Annotated in this window: 22 protein-coding genes and 1 rRNA gene; 16 read left to right on the top strand and 7 right to left on the bottom strand. The window is 48.0% G+C overall.

Annotated elements, in window-relative coordinates; genetic code table 11:
* Positions 1-20 precede the first annotated feature (20 nt).
* The gene (locus QNM19_RS17305; RefSeq protein WP_049865441.1) at positions 21-530 is read right to left on the bottom strand and encodes a GNAT family N-acetyltransferase; all 510 of its coding nucleotides are present in this window, start codon (positions 528-530) and stop codon (positions 21-23) included.
* A complete protein-coding gene (locus tag QNM19_RS17300) occupies positions 517-945 on the bottom strand; it encodes a hypothetical protein (RefSeq protein ID WP_049865442.1) in 429 nt (142 codons plus the stop codon). The genes QNM19_RS17305 and QNM19_RS17300 overlap by 14 nt, the downstream gene beginning before the upstream one ends.
* A 122-nt stretch (positions 946-1,067) precedes the next feature.
* Between QNM19_RS17300 and QNM19_RS17295 the strand changes: the two genes are divergently transcribed.
* On the top strand, positions 1,068-1,877 hold the full coding sequence (locus QNM19_RS17295) for a helix-turn-helix domain-containing protein (protein WP_049865443.1): 810 nt from the start codon (positions 1,068-1,070) through the stop codon (positions 1,875-1,877).
* Positions 1,878-2,092: 215 nt separating this feature from the next.
* On the top strand, positions 2,093-3,025 hold the full coding sequence (locus QNM19_RS17290) for a GGDEF domain-containing response regulator (RefSeq protein WP_010385976.1): 933 nt from the start codon (positions 2,093-2,095) through the stop codon (positions 3,023-3,025).
* A gap of 32 nt (positions 3,026-3,057) precedes the next feature.
* Here QNM19_RS17290 and QNM19_RS17285 read toward each other — a convergent pair whose 3' ends face one another.
* Positions 3,058-4,332, bottom strand: coding sequence for an aromatic amino acid transport family protein (locus tag QNM19_RS17285; protein WP_049865444.1), 1,275 nt, complete (start codon positions 4,330-4,332; stop codon positions 3,058-3,060).
* Positions 4,333-4,656: 324 nt separating this feature from the next.
* Here QNM19_RS17285 and QNM19_RS17280 point away from each other — a divergent pair, with 324 nt between their 5' ends.
* The 3 genes from QNM19_RS17280 to QNM19_RS17270 all read left to right on the top strand — a co-directional run bounded on the left by QNM19_RS17280 (position 4,657) and on the right by QNM19_RS17270 (position 6,926).
* Positions 4,657-5,127 (top strand): GNAT family N-acetyltransferase, encoded by a 471-nt coding sequence (locus tag QNM19_RS17280; protein WP_049865445.1) that lies wholly within the window; start codon positions 4,657-4,659, stop codon positions 5,125-5,127.
* 78 nt (positions 5,128-5,205) lie between these two features.
* Positions 5,206-6,429, top strand: a complete 1,224-nt coding sequence (locus QNM19_RS17275) for a DEAD/DEAH box helicase (protein ID WP_049865446.1) — start codon at positions 5,206-5,208, stop codon at positions 6,427-6,429.
* Between the two features lie 41 nt (positions 6,430-6,470).
* Positions 6,471-6,926 carry a GNAT family N-acetyltransferase gene (locus QNM19_RS17270; protein WP_049865450.1) on the top strand — a complete coding sequence of 152 codons (456 nt, stop codon included), beginning with the start codon at positions 6,471-6,473 and terminating at the stop codon, positions 6,924-6,926.
* Between the two features lie 10 nt (positions 6,927-6,936).
* On the opposite strand, the gene QNM19_RS17265 is transcribed toward QNM19_RS17270, so the two are convergent.
* Together QNM19_RS17265 and QNM19_RS17260 are read right to left on the bottom strand one after the other, a co-directional pair.
* Positions 6,937-7,788: a DMT family transporter gene (locus QNM19_RS17265; protein ID WP_049865447.1), complete on the bottom strand. Its 852-nt coding sequence runs from the start codon at positions 7,786-7,788 to the stop codon at positions 6,937-6,939.
* Between the two features lie 216 nt (positions 7,789-8,004).
* The gene (locus QNM19_RS17260; RefSeq protein WP_049865448.1) at positions 8,005-8,274 is read right to left on the bottom strand and encodes a hypothetical protein; all 270 of its coding nucleotides are present in this window, start codon (positions 8,272-8,274) and stop codon (positions 8,005-8,007) included.
* A 245-nt stretch (positions 8,275-8,519) separates the two neighbouring features.
* Here QNM19_RS17260 and QNM19_RS17255 point away from each other — a divergent pair, with 245 nt between their 5' ends.
* Entirely contained in the window at positions 8,520-9,083 is a 564-nt protein-coding gene (locus QNM19_RS17255; protein WP_010385986.1) for a lipid-binding SYLF domain-containing protein, read from the top strand.
* A gap of 143 nt (positions 9,084-9,226) precedes the next feature.
* Positions 9,227-9,949: an NAD(P)-binding oxidoreductase gene (locus QNM19_RS17250; RefSeq protein WP_284026998.1), complete on the top strand. Its 723-nt coding sequence runs from the start codon at positions 9,227-9,229 to the stop codon at positions 9,947-9,949.
* On the opposite strand, the gene QNM19_RS17245 is transcribed toward QNM19_RS17250, so the two are convergent.
* Positions 9,946-11,145: a porin gene (locus QNM19_RS17245; protein WP_284026997.1), complete on the bottom strand. Its 1,200-nt coding sequence runs from the start codon at positions 11,143-11,145 to the stop codon at positions 9,946-9,948. The two genes, QNM19_RS17250 and QNM19_RS17245, sit on opposite strands and share 4 nt — an antisense overlap.
* Positions 11,146-11,235: 90 nt before the next feature.
* Here QNM19_RS17245 and QNM19_RS17240 point away from each other — a divergent pair, with 90 nt between their 5' ends.
* From QNM19_RS17240 to QNM19_RS17215, 6 genes are all read left to right on the top strand, one after another.
* Positions 11,236-13,119 (top strand): methyl-accepting chemotaxis protein, encoded by a 1,884-nt coding sequence (locus QNM19_RS17240; protein WP_010385991.1) that lies wholly within the window; start codon positions 11,236-11,238, stop codon positions 13,117-13,119.
* Between the two features lie 57 nt (positions 13,120-13,176).
* Entirely contained in the window at positions 13,177-13,638 is a 462-nt protein-coding gene (locus QNM19_RS17235; protein ID WP_049865786.1) for a YaiI/YqxD family protein, read from the top strand.
* A gap of 230 nt (positions 13,639-13,868) precedes the next feature.
* On the top strand, positions 13,869-14,351 hold the full coding sequence (locus tag QNM19_RS17230) for a GNAT family N-acetyltransferase (protein WP_049865787.1): 483 nt from the start codon (positions 13,869-13,871) through the stop codon (positions 14,349-14,351).
* A 108-nt stretch (positions 14,352-14,459) separates the two neighbouring features.
* Entirely contained in the window at positions 14,460-14,813 is a 354-nt protein-coding gene (locus tag QNM19_RS17225) for a hypothetical protein (RefSeq protein ID WP_284026996.1), read from the top strand.
* 178 nt (positions 14,814-14,991) lie between these two features.
* Positions 14,992-16,158 carry an efflux RND transporter periplasmic adaptor subunit gene (locus QNM19_RS17220; protein ID WP_049865792.1) on the top strand — a complete coding sequence of 389 codons (1,167 nt, stop codon included), beginning with the start codon at positions 14,992-14,994 and terminating at the stop codon, positions 16,156-16,158.
* Between the two features lie 11 nt (positions 16,159-16,169).
* Complete coding sequence (locus QNM19_RS17215) at positions 16,170-19,313, top strand: efflux RND transporter permease subunit (protein WP_284026995.1); 3,144 nt, start codon at positions 16,170-16,172, stop codon at positions 19,311-19,313.
* Positions 19,314-19,361: 48 nt separating this feature from the next.
* Here QNM19_RS17215 and QNM19_RS17210 read toward each other — a convergent pair whose 3' ends face one another.
* Positions 19,362-20,285, bottom strand: a complete 924-nt coding sequence (locus QNM19_RS17210) for a DMT family transporter (protein ID WP_049865789.1) — start codon at positions 20,283-20,285, stop codon at positions 19,362-19,364.
* Positions 20,286-20,518: 233 nt separating this feature from the next.
* On the opposite strand from QNM19_RS17210, the gene QNM19_RS17205 reads away from it, so the two are divergent.
* The 3 genes from QNM19_RS17205 to QNM19_RS17195 form a co-directional block, all read left to right on the top strand.
* Complete coding sequence (locus QNM19_RS17205; protein ID WP_049865790.1) at positions 20,519-20,983, top strand: nuclear transport factor 2 family protein; 465 nt, start codon at positions 20,519-20,521, stop codon at positions 20,981-20,983.
* Between the two features lie 94 nt (positions 20,984-21,077).
* Entirely contained in the window at positions 21,078-21,413 is a 336-nt protein-coding gene (locus tag QNM19_RS17200) for a hypothetical protein (protein ID WP_049865791.1), read from the top strand.
* Positions 21,414-22,064: 651 nt separating this feature from the next.
* A 16S ribosomal RNA gene (locus tag QNM19_RS17195) occupies positions 22,065-22,174 on the top strand; the annotation flags it as partial.

Here is a 22,174-nt window from a genome sequence, read left to right as displayed (position 1 = left end):
AAGCGCGGTGTGTGCTCAAGTCATACTATTCTGTTGGCAAGGGTGTAATACAGTTGTGAGCTGGTATTGCCCGGCTCAGACGAGCAGCACACAAAGCCGGCTTTTTGCAGTACTTTGATAGAAGCCGGGTTGTCTGCTGCAACACCTGCATTGAGTGTAACACTGGGCTGAACTGTGCGCAGATGCGCTACTAAACCCTGTAGCAATTCACTGGCATAACCTTGTCCCCAGTGCGCTTCGCCTATCAGGTAGCCAAGCTGAACCGTGTTTTCGGCTGCATACAGCATAACCAGGCCCAGAATGTGTGTCTGTTTGTCCTGCACCAGTAGCAGCTCACAGCGTGTTAGTTTGTCCGATATCCAGTCGGTTAGTTGGTCAGCAGTGTGCGGACACTGTTGCCAGTCATCGGGCAAAAAATGTAGTGTGCCTGGTGTCAGCAAATCGAGTAGCTGTTGTACGTGTGCTGTGTTGAGAGCCGGTGTTGCAGGCATTATTTCTAATCTTGCTGTACTGAACTTATGCATTGTCATGGGTGTGTTCCTGTGATGATTTTGCCTGTGTTTCAGACAAGCCAGCTTTAAATGCCATGGTTAACTCGTGACCCTTGATGGCCGGTAATGCAAGCGCCTTTAGTGCCAGACTGCCAACCATGATCAACAGGGCAGTGGCCAGAGCATCGAGACTCATACTGAGTACCGTGCCAGTTGCGCCGAATGTGGCTGTCAGAGACGACAGTTCAGGTAAAGTATAGATACCCGTAAGCTGCTGCAGGAGCAGGGCTATCCAGAATCCAAAACAATATGGGCAGTGCCATGCCGTGTATAGATAGGCCAGGGGGGCTGGTAAACGTGCCACTAAAGTCTTAAACCAGGTGCCCCAGTCGGGTAATTTTTCCCATAAAAGCACGTGGACTGACAACCCTATTAAAACGAGTGAAAAAGTCATAGGTCTCTCCTGTAAATCGGTGTATTGTTTTGTCGATGTCTATTATTCTCAATAAAGCCGTAGCACGTTATTGTCTGCTTTTTGAATTAATCGGCTTATTTTAATATTGTGAGTGAAATAAAATGACCAACCATGTTGCCGCCTGTGGCCAGATGAAAGTAGCGACACTGGAGCAGGAGCCCCACGGCACGCACAGCGAAAGTGTGTTGAGCTATATTCGCTCAGGCTCGCTGGATATGTTACATGGCGAAACGTTTACAGCCACACAGGGCATGTTTGTACTGGTACCCGGCGGCATGCCTCATACTTTGTTGTCCGGGTCTGATTTGCATGTGCACTGGATGAGCTTTTGCCCGGACTGTCTTGGGCTTACGCCCGAATCCAGCTTGTTGCAGCCCTTTCAGCAGGTGCGTTTAGGTGCTTTACCCGCATTGGCGCTATCTGGCGAGCGCGTCGAGTTTGTGCAGACTTTGTATCAGGAGTTTGAAGCCGCATTGCAGCATGCTTTACCGCTTGACGTGATGAAGAGTTTTGTTTTTTTGCTGCTGCATGAGGTGTCACTGGCACAACAGCCGGTGAGCTGGCGCGCAGGTATGCACCCTAAAGTCGTCGCAGCCCTTTCCTATATTGAGAGTCAGGGCTTAAAACCGGTTTCTTTGCAGGATGTGGCGAGTGCGGTATTTGTCAGTGCCCCTTATCTGGCGACCTTGTTCAAACGCGAAACAGGCTACTCCGTAGGGCAGTGGCTCATCAAAAAACGCCTGGGTGAGGCCTGTAATCGTTTGCTGCACACACATACACCAATTGCTGCGTTAGTTGAAGAGCTGGGTTGGTCAGATACAACGCACTTTATCCGTCAGTTTAAGGCGGCTTATGGCGTCACGCCTGCGCTGTGGCGCAGGCAGCACAGCCAGGCGGCAAAAAGTCGTTAATAATCTGTACTACCGGAGTTGCTAAATTCAGGGATGTTTGGCGCGTTAAATCGTTGATCTGAAGTCTCTAATCCCTTTCTCTGATCAAGGGGACATGATAAGTTAGTCGTACAATGTTAACGGGTATTTATTTGCGTGCCTGCTATAATTGCAATCAAGACCGAAAAAATCCGGTCTATGTCGAGCCGAAGAATCACTGTAATAGGTAATATACTTTGTTTAAGGAAATTGAAGACCTGAGCGAGAGTCTGGTGCTGATTGTTGAAGACTCAATGCTGACACAAAAAGTCATCTCTTGCTTTTTAGAGGGGATTTGTTCGGTCCATATGGTGACATCCGGAGAAAAAGCCATCGAGTTTTGCCGTGCTACACCGCCGGATCTGATCCTGATGGATTGGGTGCTTGAGGGGATGTCTGGGGTAGAGGCTTGTAAACAGTTGCAGGAAATGGAAGGTCTGTCTGATATTCCTATCATTTTTGTGACCTCCAACATCAGCGAGCAACAGCAAGACTTGTGCTGGGATGCGGGCGCGGTTGATTTTATTCCTAAGCCTATCGTGGCAAAGACCCTGATGAACAGGGTTAAAACCCACCTTAAATACAAACAGCAAGCGGATACACTCAAGCGCTACTCATACTATGACGGGCTAACAAAAGTGTTCAACCGGCGCTTTTTTGATATGGAAGGAGCACGTCAGTTTAAGCAGAGCATTCGCCAACAGCATACCTGCTCTGTGGTGATGCTGGATATCGACCACTTCAAGAAGTTTAATGACCGCTATGGCCATCTTAATGGGGACGACGCCCTCAAAGCCGTTGCCAGTGCCATAGACGGCCAGATACGTAGGCCAATGGATGGAGTATATCGCTATGGCGGCGAAGAATTTGCGATTTTATTGCCAGACACAGAGCCTGACGGGGCGAAGCAGCTGGCTAACCAGTTTGTTGATGCTGTAAAAGCATTGGCCATTGTGCATGAAGACTCGGAGTTTGGTGTCGTTACCATCAGTGCAGGTGTTGCAAGTAATGATGGTGGCGAGCATTACCAGGATTTGGCTCAGTTGATTGCGGCGGCAGACCAAGCCCTATACAACGCAAAGCATCAGGGTCGCAATCAGGCGTGTGTGGCAGAAAAAAAGGGCGCTTAGGCCCTTTTTTAATCAATCCACCCAGAGCTTGTTTAACCTGCCATGTTAAACAGCAGTGCCGAGACGGCTAAAATGCCGACCAGCAGAATAAAATAGGTGCCAACATGATGGCGGTACTTCTGTAGTGCCGGTACTTTGAAAATGGCGATGGTTGGCATGATAAACAGGATCATGGCAATGATCGGTCCGGAAATGGCACCCATCATATCCAGAATACTCGGGTTCATCACAGCGCACACCCAGATGGCGATAAACATCAGGCCCACACCCAGTTTATCAATCAAGTTTGCGGATAGAGACGACTGCTTACTAAGCAGACCATTGAAGCTCTCGCGTGCGCCCAGAAAGTGTCCAAGGAATGAAGACGTAATGGCAATGAAGGCGACCAGCGGACCCAGCATGGCAATAAATGGGTTGTCATATACATTAGCCAGGTAAGACAGCACAGAAACGTTGGCCTCTTTGGCTTCGAGCATTTGCTCCGGGCTCAGGGACAGCACACACGAGAAGACAAATAACAGCACAAAAACGATCAGCATCAAGGAGGTATTGCGCAAGATTGCTTCTGCTTTGTGTGTCGCACGGTTTGCATAATGGCGGCGTTGCGCATTGGCAAAACTGGAGATAGCGGCTGCATGGCTAAATGAAAAAACAATAATTGGTACGGATAGCCACAGTGTCTCACTCAGGCCTGCCATATCCGGTGTTGCCACAACTGGTGCTTGCCAGTGTGGGATCAGATAGAGTGACAGCATCAGCAAGATCCCAACTAACGGATAGACCAGCAGTGCAAAGGCTCGCAGCAGTAATTTTTCTCCGCCCATCATAATCGCAATCATGCCTGCAACCAGGAGTCCGGAAAGGAGTATCCGAGGTGGGGATGCCATGTCCAACTGGTTAACCATGAAGCTGTCCACGGTATTGGTTAGGCCCACACCATAAATTAACAGAATAGGGAAGATAGAAAAGAAATACAGTAAGGAAATCAAGCGGCCAGCGGTGGCGCCAAAATGCTCTTCAACGACATCGGTAAAGTCACTGTCACTGTGTTTAGAAGACAAAACAAAACGTGCCAGTCCTCGGTGAGCCAGGTAGGTCATTGGAAAGGCCAGTACAGCCATGATCACCAGGGGCCAGAACCCGCCGATACCGATATTGATAGGCAGAAACAAAATACCGGCGCCTACAGCGGTACCAAACAGGCTAAGTACCCAATTGGTATCGTGTTGTGTCCAGCGTCCCCGACTGCTTTGGGTACTCTCTGTGGCGAATGCCTCCGTAGAGAGCCCTTCAGGGGTATTACTCATACTTGTTGTCCTATGATTAGAATTATATGCGCGCGGATAATATAAAAAATGCGGCACATATGCATGCTTTCGTCGGTAATCAATGTAAAAGTGAATGAATATTCGACAGGTTTGGGTGTAATTTAATCATTTAGCCAAGCGAATTGCAGAAATCTCATTGTGATATTTGACTTTGTGACTTTAAAAGGTACGATTGAGCTCAGAAAATAAGCTAGTATCATATCAAAGAACATAGTATTTTAGTCTCTATATCATGCCCGGTCTTACTATACCGACATGCGTCGTGTCGTGAAGCTGACAGGGTAAGCAAGGTAATATCACGTTATGGAAATAATTAATCTTGACCCGCATCACCCGGAAGTGTCGCAGTTACTGAGAGACATTGACGAGCTGATGAATACACTCTACCCACCGAGCAGTAATCAGCTGATCCCGGCGGATGAGCTGGCTGCGTCGGACGTCTATTTTGTCGGTGCCCGCACGGAATCTGCATTGATGGGGTGTGGTGCCCTGGTGCCAAAAACGGATGAGACCGACAGCCTGACACCTTATGCTGAGCTAAAGCGGGTTTATGTGCAACCACCGTATCGGGGCCTGGGCGTGTCGCGGCACATTATGCAAACTTTGATTGACCATGCACGCCAGGTTGGCTTCAGCGTATTGCGGCTTGAAACCGGGATACGGCAAACTGAAGCAATTGGGCTATATACGTCGTTGGGGTTTGTACAGCGTGAAGCATTTGGCAGCTACGAGCCCGACCCTTTGAGTGTCTATATGGAATTAGCGCTGTCATAAAGAGGTCATATCTTTGCGGGCGACGCTTGGCATTTTTGCTATAATCCCGCCATCTATTTTTTGAGTTGTACAAAAAACATGTCCTTTGAATCTCTTGCCTTAGCACCTGCCTTGTTACAAGGGTTACAGGCGCTTGACTTTACTGAGCCAACAGCCATTCAGGCGCAAAGCATTCCCGTGATCCTGGCGGGGCACGACTTGCTGGCGTGCGCGCAGACCGGCACAGGTAAAACAGCCGCATTTATGCTTCCTATTATGACCCAATTACTCAGTCAGCCGGGCTCAGGTGTTCGCGCTTTGATCCTCGCGCCGACCCGAGAGTTGGCTCAGCAAGTGACGCAGCACGCCAATACCTATGCTGCTCACTGTGAACTGAAAACGGTGTGTTTGCATGGTGGAGCAAATATTGGGCCCCAGGAAAAAGCGCTACGTGAAGGGGCAGACATAGTGGTCGCTACGCCAGGCCGTTTGCTCGATCATTTAATCAAAGGCACATTGAATTTGTCAGCGGTTGAGTATTTGGTGTTCGATGAGGCCGATCGTATGCTGGATATGGGCTTTATGGGTGAGATACGTCGTATAATGCGCAAAATGCCACCTGATCGGCAAACCTTGTTGTTTTCTGCTACCGTTGATGAAGCCGTTTTTAATCAGGTAAAAGACTGGCTGAAAGAGCCAAAACGGATTGGCATTGAGGCTCAGAATCAGGCTGCTGCAAAGGTTGAACAGATCTTTTATGCCGTCGATGAAGAGCGCAAACGGGAACTGATCGCTCATCTTATCGGCAAACAAAACTGGCATCAGGTGTTGATTTTCACCCGCACAAAGAAGCAAGCTGATGACTATGCCAAGGAACTCAATAAAGACGGCCTTAAAACTCAGGCTATCCATGGTGACAAATCTCAGGGGGCGCGGAACAAGGCGCTGGCACAATTTAAGGATGGTGAAATTCGTGTCTTAGTTGCTACTGATGTTGCAGCACGCGGCATTGATATCCAACAATTAAATTATGTGATTAATGCTGAGTTGCCTTATGTCGCGGAAGATTATGTACACCGTATTGGCCGAACCGGCCGGGCTGGTGAAGCCGGAACTGCTATTTCGTTAGTGAGTATTGATGAGCAGTGGTTACTCGAAGAGATTGAAGTTTTGTTGGATGAACGGCTTACGCCGCAATGGTTGAGCGGCTATGAGCCAGATCTCACCCGCGAGCCTAAAAATGATCGTCAAAACTCGGCCAAATCTCGTCGTCAGCGCGATAAAAAGCGCGTGCTGGGTCAGCGTGGTAAGCGCAGACGTTAATGCACTTAGTGGCTTCTAACAACCAATTGATAGGTGAGGCGATGACGCAAGTACAATGGCAGATTCATCAGGGGAGTATTGAACAGGTACTCTCTGTAGAGCAGCAGATCCCGGAGTTTTCTCAGCCCAAGACGCAAGCAGATATCCTTCAGAGATTATCAGGTCGCACTTACCTGGCGCTGATAGCCAGCTGTGAAGGTCAGCCGGTTGCATATAAGCTAGGTTATGAGCAGGCCCCACAGCTGTTTTATAGCTGGATTGGGGCCGTCATGCCGGCCTACCGGGGCAGAGGGTTGGCGCGAGCGTTATTGCTGGAGCAGGAGCGTTGGTGCCGTGAGCAGGGATTCAGGCATATTGAAGTAAAAACGATGAACCGCTTTAAAACCATGTTGCAGATGCTGGTCAGCCACGACTACCATATCGCGGAACTGACACAGCCAGCAGCGTCGTCGCAGACTTTACTGGATATGCAGATCCGGTTTCGCAAGGCGCTTTAACGTAAACGTGTTAACGTAAACGTGCGTCAAAGTACTGATTGACGCCCAGGGCTAAAAAGATAATCGCGCTGCCAAGCCCCAGACTGACTAAATCGGCGGTGCGATTCCAGATCAGGATATTCACCAGGATCCCGGCAGGGATCAGCACATTGTTCATGACTGCCAGTGCTCCTACTGAAACTAAGGTGACGCCTTTATTCCAGATAAAATAACCAAGGGCAGAGGCAATGAGACCTAAATAAATTAAGATCCCCCATTGTAGCTGCGTCGAAGGGAGCCGGTTCAAATCACCAAAAAGAGCAAAACTTAACGAGGACATGGCCAGCGCGCCGATAAAGAAAAAGCCAAAGCACTGATGGTGGACTAAGGCATGTTGCTCAGCCAGTCGTTTATATAAAACCTGCCCCAGTGCAAAACACAGATTGGCACCCTGAACTACCATAAAGCCAAGCCAGAAGTCCGGGTTAGGCGTTGTCAGACGAATGACGAAAGCGCCCAGTGTTGCGATTAATGCGACCAGCAAATAGCGTGCATTAAAGCGCTTTGCGAACAGGTCATTAAGTAAAGTGATGTATACCGGTGTCATAACAGTAAACAACAGGACTTCCGGTACAGTTAAAAACACAAAGGCATGGTAATAGAAACCATACATAGCTCCAATCTGTATTGCACCTATTGTCATTAATCTGAACATCACAGGGCGGGCTGTTTGCTGCCAGCGAATAAATGGCAAGAAAACCAGGGTTGCCAGCGCAATACGACTCAGGGCGGCGAACCAAAGGTCAACCGAACCGGCGAGATAAACGCCTATCAGGCTGAATGAAAACGCCCACAGCAGGGTGACAAAAATCAGATGATGCATATCAGGTCAGTCAAAATGGTGTGCAAGGATAGTGGCGATGATACCTCAGAGTGGTTTGATTTAACTAACAAAATATCAGCTGTGTTGAAGACTCAGGCGTTGCCATTTTCCGAGCTTTGCTAAGCGAATGAGCAAACATAAACGAGGAAAAACTATACATCGAAAATACCGAGCATAAGGCGCGTTATAATATGATTTTATTTTATAGCGACCGAGTTACAATGATTTTGTTTTCACATTTATCCCTTCATGATTACCCATGATGTGTGTTAAGGCCGCTTTATGCGGCCTTTTTTTTGCCTGAGTTTTCTGCTGTGTTGCGCCCAAAACATGAGGTTTTGTTGTGGGTCGTCTCTTCCTTTCACTGCCTTTTTCAGCAGGACAATATAACTCCATAAAAACAACAAGGGCATCGATGACAAAGGTATTGCCAGTAAGGCCATCATATTGAGGAGTAAGCAAATAGAAATGAGGAAAGTAACTCATCGAAAATACCGAGCTAAAGAAACGTTTTAATATGATTTTAATTTATAACGGCCGAGTTACAATGATCTTGTTTTCACATTTATCCCTTCATGATTACCCATGATGTGTGTTAAGGCCGCTTTAATGCGGCCTTTTTTTTGTCTGCGTTTTCTGTTCAGCTGCGCCTAACCTGCCTACCCTTAAGATGACGTTTTTCTGTGGGCAGCGAATCAACTGCCTGCTTCTAACTGTAAAAGGAAAAAGGTATGCGTACAATTCCATTGCTGATGTCGGTTGTTTTGTCTGTGTTACTGAGCGCTTGTGCGTCTATGGGGCCGGGTGATGCTGTCCAAAAGCGTTCCGAAATTCAAAAGATGAAACGAGATACTTTAACCAAGCTCTATAGTAAAAAGCCGGATGTTCGCGCCCAGCTGAGCAATGCGCCTGGATATGCGGTGTTTTCCAATGCGAATCTGAATATTATTTTTGTTGCCGCAGGCACCGGCTATGGTGTCGTAGAAAATAACACCACAGGTCAGTCAACTTACATGAATATGGCCGAAGGCGGTGTCGGACTGGGTCTGGGTGCAAAGGATTATCGTATCGTGATGGTGTTTCATACCCAGGCAGCGATGAAACAATTTGTGGAGTCCGGCTGGACATTTGGCGGAAATGCCGATGCTGCTGCAAGGGCAGCTGATAAAGGAGCCTCTATTGAAGGCGAAGTCTACTATGGGGATGTAACAGTGTATACATTTACCGAAAGTGGCCTGGCATTGCAGGCGACAGTCAAAGGAACGAAATTCTGGCAAGACAAGGAATTAAACTAATTCCACTTGCCCCTGGCAACGACACCTAGCCGGCCTGTTGGGCCGGCTGAAAAATCTACTTACCATTTGTCACATTTTTGTGCCTGTTTTAATCCACTCCCTTCACGTTACACTCCCAACAAATGACAGCCAAAGGATGCGTTATGATTTTAGTGATTGGAGCAAGCGGGGCGACGGGCAGGCTGGTTGTTGAGCAGTTGATGTTGGCACAGGTGCAAGTCAGAGTCCTTGTCCGGCAAAGCAGTGCACAACTGGAAACGCTCAAAGCTAACCCGCAACTGGATGTCAGGGTGGGTAATATTGCCGAGTTGAACACCCGGGAACTCGAAGCGTTAGTGGCGGACGTGAAAACGGTTATTTGTTGTCTGGGACATCGGGCAACGTTTCAGGGTATTTATGGCCATCCCCGCCGCCTGGTGCGTGATGCAGTGCAAAGTGTGTGTCAGGCAATTGCAAACAAAGATAGCGGGAGTCCTGTTAAATTTATCTTAATGAACAGTACAGGGTGCACCTGCGAGTCTTTACATGAGCGGCCACCTCTGGCACATCGTGCCGTGGTGGCATTATTACGTTTATGTCTGCCACCTCATCCTGATAATGAGGCTGCTGCGAAGCTCTTACGTGCCCGCTCCCCCGCAAAGGAGGGGATTGAGTGGGTCGTGGTTAGGCCTGATTCGTTGACAAATGATGCTCAGGTCACAGCTTATGACGTTCATCCATCTCCAATACGTGACGCCATTTTTGATGCGGGAAAAACAAGCCGGATCAATGTCGCACACTTTATGTGTCAGCTAGCGCTTGACCCGGCACTGTGGCAGCAATGGCAGGGCTGCTCTCCTGTACTGTATAATCAGGATCAGGGCTAATACTCAACCGTGGTTTTGTAGTCATACCTGAAGCCGATAGAAATGGAGTCGAAGTCATCGCCATTGACGAACGACTTGTTAAGGTACTCAAGGTGAATTCTGAGTACCTTAATGGGGCTCCACTCCAGTGTCAGGTTATAGCCATCAAAGCCGCCTGCGGATGGATCTGAATCCTGGTATCCGTCATCAAAATCAAAGTAGCCTGCTTTCAGTTTGTAGGCTTTGGCCAGTTGGTAAGCAAAGGATAAATCGAAGGTGTGCCCACTGCGGTCTGCACCTGCGGCATCTCTGTTGTAATCCTTATCCTGATAAGCGACGGCGGCATAGAAGCGAGGTGTAAATTGATAGGCCAGCGAGGTTGCCCAGAGACTGTTATCCCCGAGCTGGACATCATCGGCATAAACGTCGTTTTGCTGGTAGGTGACAGCAGCATGCAAATCGTTAGCATCATAACTCAGACCAACATTGACCAAATCATCTGAATTACTACCCGACTCGCCATTAAACTGTGCAACTGCAACAAAAGTAAAAGGCCCGGGTGTAAGCCGGTAACTGATCAGATTGTCGACGAAGAAGAGGCTCTCAGGGTCATACGCAAACGGACTATTGGCATGATTGAAGATATCAACATACTCGGCAATAAAAAGATATTGTGCCGGCCGTTGCTTACCTATGCCAAAGCGGCCAACAGGTGTGTTGAGCGCGGTGTAGGCCCGCCGGGAGCGACCAAAGTTGCCTTCGTTAGCAACGTCAATACTCCACTCTCCATGCAGCTCTGCGCTCCAATCTTTGTCAAATTCGTGGGTAACCTTGAGTCCGGCATGGGACAGGGCGTCACGCACGTCCCAATTATCCTCACCATTGGTCTCCAGGCGACCGTATGTCGGGCGCATGGTCGCGTATACGTCCAGCTTGCGCTTTTCTTCCGTAGGCGCTGATTTAGCTGAACTGGCAGAGGAAGCGGCTTTTGCATCTGCAGCAGCTGCTTTATTGGGTGTGGGTTTAGCGTTTTGTGTTGTTTGAGCGGCAGATGGGTTTTGCCTTTCAAAACGGGCCTTGAGTGCTTTGAGCTGAGCTTCGAGCGCTTCGATGTCAGCCATAGTGACAGCGCGTTCGGTGTTAGCTTGAGCACAGGTGAGCGGCACACAAAGTGCAACCAGGATGGCTTTAGCCACAGAAGAGATCGCGTTATTCATAGCAAATTACCAAATTTGTTGCGTTAGTTGCGATAACTGGAATTATAGACAACACTTTGGCAAAGGGTGATTTTATTTGGCCTAAATAATATGAAGATTCGCAGCAAGTTCTCTTTGGCATCGGCGTTACTCATCTTTATGATCATTCTGGTGATCAGTACGACAACCTATTGGCTGGTCAATGCCTCTATGAAAAAGAAAACCACTGCATATGTCAGTGATTCCGCACAATTGCTGGCACTGGGTATTGATAACTGGTTGGCAGAAAAAGCCGCTTTAATTCGATTACTGCGCAGTCAGATTGAAGCTGACTTTAGCCCCGAGCAGTTTCAAAAGGGGCTCGAATCCCCTTATTTTAAAGACGCCTTTTTATTGTCATTTGGTACCTTAAGCACAGAGAGAATATTGCGTTCGAACAATCCCAACAGGCAAAACCCACCAGATGTGGATTTTAGGGAACGAGGCTGGTACCGCCTGGCCAGAGACAAAGGTAAAACGGTGTTTACCAGCCCTTATACCGATGCAGCAACCGGTGAATTGTTGCTCTCAGTGGTTGCGCCTATTAATTCAGGCGGGCAATTTCGCGGCGCGATTGGGGGCGATCTTAGCTTAGATACCATAGCCAAAAGTGTGAATGCGGTGAACTTTGATGGCACAGGCTATGCCTTTTTAGTCGACAGTAAAGGGATTATTGTCTCTCACCAAAACGCCAAACTGAATGGCAAACCGCTCAGTAGTTTGTCGCCACAACTGAATAAATCAGCTGAAAAGACACTATTAGAAGTGACGGTTAAAGGGGAAGCCAAGCTGCTCTATTTTTATCCGTTATCGCAGCAGTATGGGACCGATTGGTATTTGGCCGTGTTGCTGGATGAAGCGCTGGTTTTCAGTGATTTAAGAGAGCTTTCAATGAGCACATTGATGTTGGCAGTGGTTGCCATATTGCTCGGAGCCTTTTTGAGTCGGGCTTTGGCCATTCAGTTATTGAGACCGCTGAAAGATCTCAATGATGCAATCACCAATATTGCGTCGGGGAGTGGTGATCTTACTCAGCGAGTGCGTATAAAACACGAAGATGAATGCGGTAAGGTCGCGCAGGAATTCAATCAATTTTTGGGGTCACTACATAGCCTGGTGACAGATGTGAAGCAACGCGCTGATCTGGTGGTGGCCAGCTGTGACGAAGCGAGTACGCTGGCGAATCAGTCCAGCAGTCAGCTCAATGAACAGGTACAACTGATTGAAGGGCTGGCAACGGCGATGCATGAGATGAGCACGACTTCCAGTGAGATTGCCGGTAGTGCCCAAAATGCCGCGACATCGATCACCTCCGTCAATGAAAGGGCGGCAGAAGGGCAACAGGTATTTCAGAAAACCCGTGGTGAGATCAGCGCACTGGCCGATGAGATAAATATCTCGCACGAGATGAGTACACAACTAGCGGAATATAGTCAGAGTATTGAGAATATTTTGTCTGTTATTAATGGCATTGCCGAGCAAACCAATCTCTTGGCGCTGAATGCCGCCATTGAAGCTGCCCGGGCCGGCGAGCAGGGCCGGGGCTTTGCGGTGGTTGCCGACGAAGTACGATCTTTGGCAACCAAAACGCAAGAATCGACCACTGAAATCAAATCAATGATTGAACAGATCCAGGCATCGTCTATTCAGGTCCAAAGTGCGATGGGCAGCAGTCGTGATAAAACGTTACTGTGTGTAGAGCAGACTGAGCAGGCTACAGGGATGTTGAATGAGATTTCAGAAGCGGTGAAAGACATCATGGACCGCAATATCCAGATAGCAACCGCGATTGAAGAGCAAAGCGTGGTAATTGAGGAAATCAATAAAAATACCTCTAATATCAATGATATTAGCGTCGAAGTGGGGAGCTTTGCCGTTCGCCAGTTCGAGTCAAGTAAAGTGCTGACACAACATGCCCATGAGCAAGAAGGGCTATTATCGAAATTCACGCTTTAGCTACGCTGCGGCAAGTTGTACACTTGCCGCATAGCAAACCGAATTAATGAGCCAGTTTTGGACAATAAGAAAAATATATGGGTGGACGCAGATGCGTGCCCTGTGGCGATCCGTGAAATCTTGTTTCGTGCCGCAGTCAGAACCCAGATCCCAGTGACATTCGTCGCCAATCAATATATTAAAACGCCGCCTTCACCTCATATCCACAAGCTGCAGGTGAGTAGTGGCTTTGATGTGGCTGACAATGAAATTGTGCGCCGCATGTGTGCCGGCGATCTGGTGATCACCAGTGACATACCATTGGCAGCCGAAGCCATTGAAAAAGGCGGGTTAGCACTGAGCACGCGTGGAGAAGAGTTCACAAGAGAAAACATTCGATCGCGGCTTAATATTCGCGATTTTATGGATACCATGCGCAGCAGCGGCATGGTCAGTGGGGGTCCACCGCCATTAGGACAGGCTGAAAAACAACAGTTCGCCAACAGCTTAGACCGCTGGCTACAGCAAAATAAAGGCTAATCTCAGGCACCGCGCTATGGTGCCTCTCTTTTGTTTAAAAATGACATCCCTCTGGATTATAAACAAGCTGATATTCGGCAGCCTTGATTGTGCGTTGAAAATATCATCGGTTAAAAGCCGCTAAGTAACCGGCGTTTGATATCGTATTGCAAAAGCCAGTGGGATTACGCAGATGACAGTAACGCTGCTTAACGACAGGGTTTTGCCTGTAATGCTGAATTGGAGAAAACATGATAAGAATAATGACACAAAACGACTTTCAACATTTCTGGCCAACGTTTAAAGAGATCATTGAGCAACAAGAGACTTATGCATTTGACCCGGATATGTCACAACAGCAAGCTTATGCGCTGTGGTGTCAAAAAGTAGATAATGCGTATGTCATGGCAGAAGGGGATGAGATCCTTGGGAGTTACTACCTTAAGGCCAATGCCATGGGCCCCAGCAACCATATTTGCAATTGTGGCTATATGGTTGCCCCCCAGGCAAGAGGCAAAGGCGTTGCTCGTACATTGTGTGAACACTCTCAAAGTGAAGCAATCAAGCTGGGCTATCGTGCGATGCAGTTTAACTCTGTGGTTGCCAGTAATCAGGTGGCGGTACAGTTGTGGCAAAGGTTGGGTTATCAGATTATTGGCACGATTCCAAAGGCTTACCGTCATCCCAGGTTAGGATTTGTTGACAGTCATATCATGTATAAATGGCTCCAGTAACATTAATAATGTTATTTCATATCAATATGATAGGATGAGGAGAGGCATTGACATCTACGTCTTGCCAGCATATATTGCTGGCAACTTAATCGACAGTCAGAGGGTAAGTTGCGCTTAATACAGGGTCTGCTCACATTAATAATGGTATTACTGATTGGTATACAATCGGTGACTGCTGTGATCGATCCCGGCAACTTTCATCAGCCCACCAAGGCACATTTGCAAACCAATCATGTCCATGAAGAACGATATCCGGCCTCACAAAGTGCGATCTTTGACGAGCAGGGTCACGTGATTTCTGACTGTCATCATTGTGGCCATTGCAGTGGTAGCCATACAATCTGGATGTCAGTTCGCTTGTCTCCGATTTCTGGATTGATAAAACCCGATATCCCGTTTTCACCTGCTGATACTCAGGTTCGCCGGCGTATTGAATCTCAGTTTAAACCTCCCATCGCTTAACTCTGTTTCCTCCAAACTTTTTTAGTTCTTGTTATTTTTCCGTTTGACGGATCGTTTCTGCATGCCTGTTTTAATGCAATTCAGGACAGTGCGATTGGTCATGTCGATTTTTGCCTGAAACAGACAGGCAGTGGAGTGTGGTACGTCACACACTACAAATGAAGAGGTTTACACCATCATGAACAAGCGTATTTTGAGTTACGCAGCAGGGCTTTTACTGATCTCACTGAAAGCCAGTGCCATCTCGAGCACAGAACCAGGTCATAGTCACGATCCTGATGCTTCTTTCCAGGCTGAATCATCTCATCAGCAAAGCGTGTTGCTCAGCCAAGCCCAGCAGTCACTAGTCAATCTCCAGCTGGTGACACTACAGGCTCAATATGAGCAAACACCGGTCTATGCACCGGGCGAGCTTAAAGCAAACCGTTACACCAGTTATATGGTGACGCCGCGGGTTGATTCCGTGGTAGAGCGCCGTCATGCGAGCTTAGGCCAGATTGTCAGGCCCGGGGATAAATTGGTCACGTTATTTAGTCAGGATATGGCTCAGGCGCAGGCGGACTATATGATTGCAGCCAGCGAGTGGAAGCGGGTAGCACGATTGACCGATGCGAGCATGAGCGAAAATCAGCAACTGGTCGCCAGAGCTGAGTATAAAGCGGCCCTGGGTACGTTATTGGCGATGGGCATGAGCCACTCTGCCGTTAACCGTTTAGAGACGGGACAAACTCAGTCTTTGGGTACTTATACTCTTTCAGCTCAACGTGAAGGGATTGTACTGGAGGACGGCTTTGTACAGGGGCAGCGCTTCGGTTCAGGTGAAGCCATTATGAAACTCGGTGACGAATCGACATTGTGGGTTGAAGTCAGATTAGCCGCAACGCAGCAGCGTTTGATTAATACCGATACACCCGTTGAGATTGAGCACAATCAGCGCAGATACCCGGCAAAGGTGATCCAGCAGGGGCATACATTGGACCCATTAACGCGCACGCGGGTGGTTCGGCTTGAGGTTGATAATCGGGACGATACATTACATGCCGGTATGTTTGTCAGTGCGTACTTTTTGTTTTCGACGGCTCAGCCCGTTATTACCGTACCTGAATCTGCGCTAGTGCGCGATGTGGATGGCGGGTGGCAAGTGTTTGTGGAACATGATCAGGGTGAGTACGTTGCCACGCCCGTAAAACGGGCTGCACCGACAAAAGACGGAGTGATTATTGAGCCCATGCCGCTACTGGAGGGGGCAAAGGCGATTCGTTCTGGCACCAGGGTGGTGGCTCAGGGGGCATTCTTTATTGCGTCTGAAATGGCAAAAAGTGGCTTTGATCCACATAACCACTGAGGGCGAACAGGATGTTAGAGAAAATCATAAATGGTGCAATCGCACACCGTGTTGTGGTGCTGTTTGCAACACTGCTAGTCTTGGTCGCGGCAATTTGGCAAGTACCGCGTTTGAATCTTGACGCTTTTCCGGACGTGACCAATATCCAGGTGACAGTGAATACTGAAGCCCCCGGACTCGCGGCACAAGAAGTCGAGCAGCTCATCACGTATCCCATTGAAGCACTTATGTACGCGCTGCCGGATGTTGAGCAAGTGCGTTCTATCTCCAAAACCGGGTTGTCCGGGGTGACGGTTGTCTTTAAAGAAGGGACTGATATCTATTTTGCAAGACAATTGGTGTTTGAACGTCTGCAAACAGCCCGTTCACTGATCCCGGATTCAGTTGGGATGCCGGATATGGGTCCGAATACCTCTGGGCTGGGACAAGTCTACCAATATTTGCTGGTGGCTGATCCCGATTCAGGAGTGGATGAAATGACGCTGCGCAGTATCAACGACTGGCTGGTCAAACTCCTGTTGATGCCGATAGAGGGGGTGACTGAAGTACTGTCATTTGGCGGCCAGGTTAAACAATATCAGGTGGACTTGGACCCCACGCGTTTGCTGGCATACAAATTAACCCAGTCGCAGGTACAGCGTGCCTTATCGGACAATAACCGTAATGCAGGCGGCTGGTATCTTGACCGTGCTCAGGAGCAGCTCGTGATCCGAGGTGTGGGCTGGTTTAGCAGTGGGGCACCGGGCTTGGAGCAAATTCGTCAGGTACCCATTAAAACAATTGATGGCACCGTAGTGAGAGTGGCTGACGTCGCTCAGGTCAAACTTGGCGGCGAGATACGTCAGGGGGCGGTCACTCTGACCTTGCGAGATGCTTCTGGGCAGGCAACCTCTCGGGGGGAGGTTGTCAGTGGTATTGTACTGAAACGGATGGGTGCAAACACGAAAGCGACGATCGACGGGATAAAAAGCAAAGTGGCGCAGATCAATCGGGCGTTGCCACCGGGGGTCGAATTTGTGCCTATTTATGATCAGAGTATGCTGATTGATAAGGCCATCACCACGGTGGCAGAAGCCTTGCTGCTAGCGTTTGTATTTATCGCTGTGGTGCTCTTACTGTTCCTGCTCAACCTGAGGGCCGCTGTACTGGTGATACTCTCTGTGCCCGTTGCCATTATTCTGGCTTTGGGTCTGATGTCTTTGATGGGGATGCCTGCAAATCTAATGTCTCTGGGCGGGCTGGCCGTGGCCATTGGTATGTTGGTCGATGGCTCAGTGGTGATGGTTGAGCGGATTTTACAACAACAGGCAGCTCGGGGGGCTTCGAACACCCGCAATGAATCATTTTCTGAACTGGTTCGTCTGGCTGCGAAAGATGTCGCACGACCTATCTTTTTTGCATCTGCCATTATCTTATTGGTTTTTTTGCCGCTGTTTTCTTTTGAAGGGGTTGAGGCCAAACTGTTCACACCTATGGCCAGCAGTATTATGCTGGCTGTGGTTTGTGCCGTTGTGATTGCGTTGTTGGTAATACCTGCTTTGGCTTGTTATCTGTTGAATAGCTATAAGCCGATACCGCGTCACGCTGTGTTAGAAAGAGCAGAAGGGGTTTACCGGCAATCTTTAGAACTTGCGCAGCGAAACAGCAAAGCGCTACTAGTGGGAGTTTCGGCTCTGTTTGCCATAGCTGTGTATACATTGACACAAATTGGTAGTGAATTTGTCCCTGAACTTGAAGAAGGGACGCTCAACTTGCGCGTAACACTGGCACCATCTGCCAGTCTTGAAACCAGCTTATCCATTGCACCTAAGCTGGAAGAAATAATACTAGGGTTTGAGGAGGTGACTTATGCACTAAGCCGCATAGGTCGCCCGGAGGTTGGCGGTGATCCTGAACCGGTGAATAACATTGAGATCTATATCGGGCTTCGGCCGGTTGAACAGTGGAAAAATGCCCGCACTCGGGTCGAATTACAAGCTAAGATTGCGTCGGCTTTATCTGTCCATCCCGGCTTATTACTGAATTTCTCTCAGCCGATAGCAACTCGGGTGGACGAATTGTTGTCAGGCGTTAAAGCCCAGCTGGCAATTAAATTACTTGGACCTGAGTTGCCGGTACTGATGCAAAAGGGGGAAGAGCTTGAACGTCTGGTAAAAGCCTTACCCGGTACCACGGATGTCGCTTTAGAGCAGCAAAGTGGTGAGGCTCAGCTGGTGATAACGCCTAATCGGGACGCTTTGTCACGCGTCGGGCTTTCTGTAAACGATATTATGGACCTTGTCAGTGGTGGTTTAGGAGGCGATGTAGCCGGGCAAATAGTCAGGGGTAACGAAAGGTATGATATCTACGTCAGGCTGGCGGAATCGTTCAGACGCGATCCGGCGGCAATTGAGGCGTTAATGCTCATGTCTCCAAGTGGCGCCTGGGTTAGCTTAAATGAGGTGGCAAAGGTAGAGTTTGCTTCTGGTCCGGTACAGATCCGTCGTGATGATGTACAGCGCCGGATCGTTGTACAAGCTAATGTAACTGGCAAAGACATGGGCAGCGTAGTCGCCGATATAAAGGCCAAAATTGACAGCACACTGTCGCTACCACCAGGATATAGCATTGAATTTGGGGGACAGTTTGAAAGTCAGCAACGTGCACAACAGCGATTGGCCATTGTGATCCCAGGCGCACTGATGCTGATGGCGGTATTGTTAGTGCTGACCTTTAGATCGGTTTCGCAGGCGGCGCTTGTCCTGAGCTGTATTCCTTTGGGGGTTATTGGTGGCGTCTTTTCGCTCTATCTGTCCGGGCAGTATCTGTCTGTGCCTGCGTCGGTCGGCTTTATCACCCTGTTTGGTGTTGCTGTACTGAACGCTGTGGTGTTGGTAGAGAGCATTAATCAGCGGATTGCTGCGGGAGTGGAGATAACCAAGGCAATTAAAGAGGGAGCGACTTCGCGATTGCGCCCTGTATTAATGACTGCACTTACCTCCGCATTGGGTCTGATCCCGATCCTGCTGTCGACTGGTGTGGGGTCTGAGATCCAAAAGCCGCTGGCCAGCGTGGTGATAGGCGGGCTGTTTACCTCAACCTTGTTGACTTTGTTTGTGTTGCCCATTTTATTTGAGCGATTTTGTGCACAACGCCTTGCAAGGCGCCAAGCTTAGCAACGAAAATATCAACAAAGCCGGGGATTAACCCGGCTTTCTTATGCATTATTCAGATTTTTCGGCTTTTTTATTGAGCAGATAAACCGCGCACAGTGCACAGGCACCACCTACAGCCACGCCCAGACTTAGTCGCTCTGCGAAGTACCAGGCTGAAAGCCCCATTGCCGTCACGGGGACCACAAAGACAAAAGAGCTGGAACGATTAGGCCCCAGTTTTTGGGTTGCCAGGAAGAACACGCTGGTAGCAATACTGACAACGACAATCGATAAAAAGAGTAAATGGTGCCAGTAATATGCAGGGTATTGTGATGCACTGCTAAATGGATCATGCTGGTAGGCAAATAAATAGCTTAGTAAAGAGGCCCAGACATACATCAGTGTACTGAAAGTAATGAAATCAGCGTAACGTGTTCCGCGTTGACTGATTAAAGTAAGAAACGCCCAGGTAAGTGAAGCGAGTATAAAGTAGGCGTTGCCTGAAGCCAGTATCTGTTCCAGGTTAAAATGCCATACTTCTATCATTAACAGCCCGCCACCTAAACCGAGTGCGAGTCCAATCCCCTGACGTTTGTTGATCGCCTGACCCAATAAAACGGCACTCAGAATAAAGGTAAATACGGGATTAGATGTGGTGACTAGCATACCGCCTTTACCGGGCAAGCCATCCGCCAGGCCCATAAAAAACAGCTGGTTATAAGCTGCGAGTAAAATACCAGCGGGCAATGACCAGAGCAGGGCACGTACGTTGTAATTCAGATTGAGTAGCTTAAATTTGTACAATATCCACATGATTGGCAGCATGCTGATGGCGGCAAGGAACAGTCGATAGAACACGGTAACCTGAGCTGGGGCGATATCAGCGATGATTTTTCCTGAGATCCAACTCATTCCCCAAAAAAGCATGGCTGACACGAGCGCCAGGACGATTGGTGCATCATTGGGCTGATCGTTGCAAGTGGTCGTCGACATGGTCTTCCTTTTGTTTAAAGTCATACGGCAGGAGGCGATAGCGTATCAAATTTCACTAATGGTCAGTATATGTATTGCGAACATTCCTCTATATTTCTGAACTACAAGGTTTTATTTATAACACTTTGTGGATTCAGAAAACCTTTAGTTGAACATTTAACCCCAAAAGATAGGGTATGCGATACGGCCGTTATATCGAACGGCAGCATTATTATCATTGAAAGGAGCCAACTATGGTGACATTTATCCGGTTGATTTTAATCTGGTGTGTTTTATTGCCAGCGCATAGCTATGCAAACTTGACTTTGGATCGGCATGCAATAGAGCAAGTAGCTAAAAGTTATTTGATTGCGCAAATCGAAGTGAGGCCAAAATTGATGGCAAAAATAGCCGATGATGAGTTGGTAAAAAGAACCTACTGGCAGGGCAAAACGGATGGGGAATTTGTCATGTCCATGGATAAAGCTGGGTTAGTTAAGCTTGCAGCTGAATATAATGTGTCAGGTGACCGTTTCGCAAAGCAGCCAAAGATGGAGGTAAATGTGCTGGATCTTGATGAACGAATAGCCTCAGTAAAGCTGACCACAGATGAATGGGTGGATTATATGCATTTATATAAAAATGCATCGGGGGAATGGCAGATCCTGAATGTATTGTGGCAGTTCCATCAAGTTGCAAGGCACCGTAGTGGTGGGTAACGTGCAAGAAGTCAAACTGTAATGGCCCGTAATTGCTTTTATCTGACAGAAATCTATAGTTTGCACATAGATTATTCAGTCAGGGAACGCCGCCGTGATTACCAATGTTGCAGTTACATACGAAAACAAAACATCAAAGCCAATTTTTGCCTTTTTATGTCAAAAAGGAGAGATCAAAGCGCTCACTTTAACGCAGATCTTTCCTGGCTCTACCTACAAGTTGTCTGTCGAATTTGAGGATCTAAATGATCTGGAAGTTGGCTTCGGTGACTCTTGGTCTAACCCTAAACTGGTCATGCCATTGACCGCTGTTACCGGGTGCAGTGAATTTCAGGTTTGTCTCGATGACAATAATATGATGGAAATTGAGCAATCGGGTGTTTCAGTAAAAAAGCACAAGCGCTACTTCTATGATGCGGTTTGCGTATAACTTTAAACAGAGAGTATGTTTTGTCGTTATGGATCACTTTTTAGTGTAACTCCGTCGGCATTTCTCTGGGGACTAATCGCTTTACTGATTCAACCGGGTTAATAAAGGGGATTATTAATACAGGAGTGTGCTTATTTTGATTCTGTTCTGTATTAATTTTAACCGAGTTGGTTTTATTTTGTTCGGTTGAGTGGTTTTTTTCACTTTTCCTCAAAAAAGGGGTTGTGCTGGGTTTCGATTTCCCTATAATGCGCATCCACCGACACGGGGCACAACGCTGAAAAGCAACGAGCAAACGAGTTGGGAGTCAAATAAAACTAGGTTGTTTTGAAAAGCAAATCGAACGCAACCAAGTGTTGACATAAAGTGGGAAGTGATTAGAATGCACAACCCTCAGCGCTAACAGCGCAGCGACATTAAGTCGCACTGTTCTTTAAAAATATGAAGCAATCATCTGTGTGGGCACTCGTACAGATTGAGTTCTAACAGCGAAATTCAGTTTACTGAATGACGCACAAAAATTTAGAGTCTCAACTGAACTGAGTGACTAACATAGTCAATTCGTTTTGATTTTACTTTTTTAAAAGTAGAAACAGACAAAATCAGAATTCATTGAGCATGGTTTGAAGTTTACTTCAAACAAAAAACTTTTAATTGAAGAGTTTGATCATGGCTCAGATTGAACGCTGGCGGCAGGCCTAACACATGCAAGTCGAGCGGTAACATTTCTAGCTTGCTAGAAGATGACGAGCGGCGGACGG

It is taken from the genome of Pseudoalteromonas ardens (genome assembly GCF_030125445.1).
GTDB lineage: Bacteria > Pseudomonadota > Gammaproteobacteria > Enterobacterales > Alteromonadaceae > Pseudoalteromonas > Pseudoalteromonas ardens.
The sequence above is the reverse complement of the archived record's forward strand: the minus strand, read 5'-3'. Positions and strand labels throughout refer to the sequence as shown.

Coding starts and splice junctions, on each gene's coding strand:
- QNM19_RS17305 (WP_049865441.1), bottom strand. CDS start 530: ATGACAATGCATAAGTTCAGTACAGCAAGATTAGAAATAATGCCTGCA.
- QNM19_RS17300 (WP_049865442.1), bottom strand. CDS start 945: ATGACTTTTTCACTCGTTTTAATAGGGTTGTCAGTCCACGTGCTTTTA.
- QNM19_RS17295 (WP_049865443.1), top strand. CDS start 1,068: ATGACCAACCATGTTGCCGCCTGTGGCCAGATGAAAGTAGCGACACTG.
- QNM19_RS17285 (WP_049865444.1), bottom strand. CDS start 4,332: ATGAGTAATACCCCTGAAGGGCTCTCTACGGAGGCATTCGCCACAGAG.
- QNM19_RS17280 (WP_049865445.1), top strand. CDS start 4,657: ATGGAAATAATTAATCTTGACCCGCATCACCCGGAAGTGTCGCAGTTA.
- QNM19_RS17275 (WP_049865446.1), top strand. CDS start 5,206: ATGTCCTTTGAATCTCTTGCCTTAGCACCTGCCTTGTTACAAGGGTTA.
- QNM19_RS17270 (WP_049865450.1), top strand. CDS start 6,471: ATGACGCAAGTACAATGGCAGATTCATCAGGGGAGTATTGAACAGGTA.
- QNM19_RS17265 (WP_049865447.1), bottom strand. CDS start 7,788: ATGCATCATCTGATTTTTGTCACCCTGCTGTGGGCGTTTTCATTCAGC.
- QNM19_RS17260 (WP_049865448.1), bottom strand. CDS start 8,274: ATGAGTTACTTTCCTCATTTCTATTTGCTTACTCCTCAATATGATGGC.
- QNM19_RS17255 (WP_010385986.1), top strand. CDS start 8,520: ATGCGTACAATTCCATTGCTGATGTCGGTTGTTTTGTCTGTGTTACTG.
- QNM19_RS17250 (WP_284026998.1), top strand. CDS start 9,227: ATGATTTTAGTGATTGGAGCAAGCGGGGCGACGGGCAGGCTGGTTGTT.
- QNM19_RS17245 (WP_284026997.1), bottom strand. CDS start 11,145: ATGAATAACGCGATCTCTTCTGTGGCTAAAGCCATCCTGGTTGCACTT.
- QNM19_RS17240 (WP_010385991.1), top strand. CDS start 11,236: ATGAAGATTCGCAGCAAGTTCTCTTTGGCATCGGCGTTACTCATCTTT.
- QNM19_RS17230 (WP_049865787.1), top strand. CDS start 13,869: ATGATAAGAATAATGACACAAAACGACTTTCAACATTTCTGGCCAACG.
- QNM19_RS17220 (WP_049865792.1), top strand. CDS start 14,992: ATGAACAAGCGTATTTTGAGTTACGCAGCAGGGCTTTTACTGATCTCA.
- QNM19_RS17215 (WP_284026995.1), top strand. CDS start 16,170: ATGTTAGAGAAAATCATAAATGGTGCAATCGCACACCGTGTTGTGGTG.
- QNM19_RS17210 (WP_049865789.1), bottom strand. CDS start 20,285: ATGTCGACGACCACTTGCAACGATCAGCCCAATGATGCACCAATCGTC.
- QNM19_RS17205 (WP_049865790.1), top strand. CDS start 20,519: ATGGTGACATTTATCCGGTTGATTTTAATCTGGTGTGTTTTATTGCCA.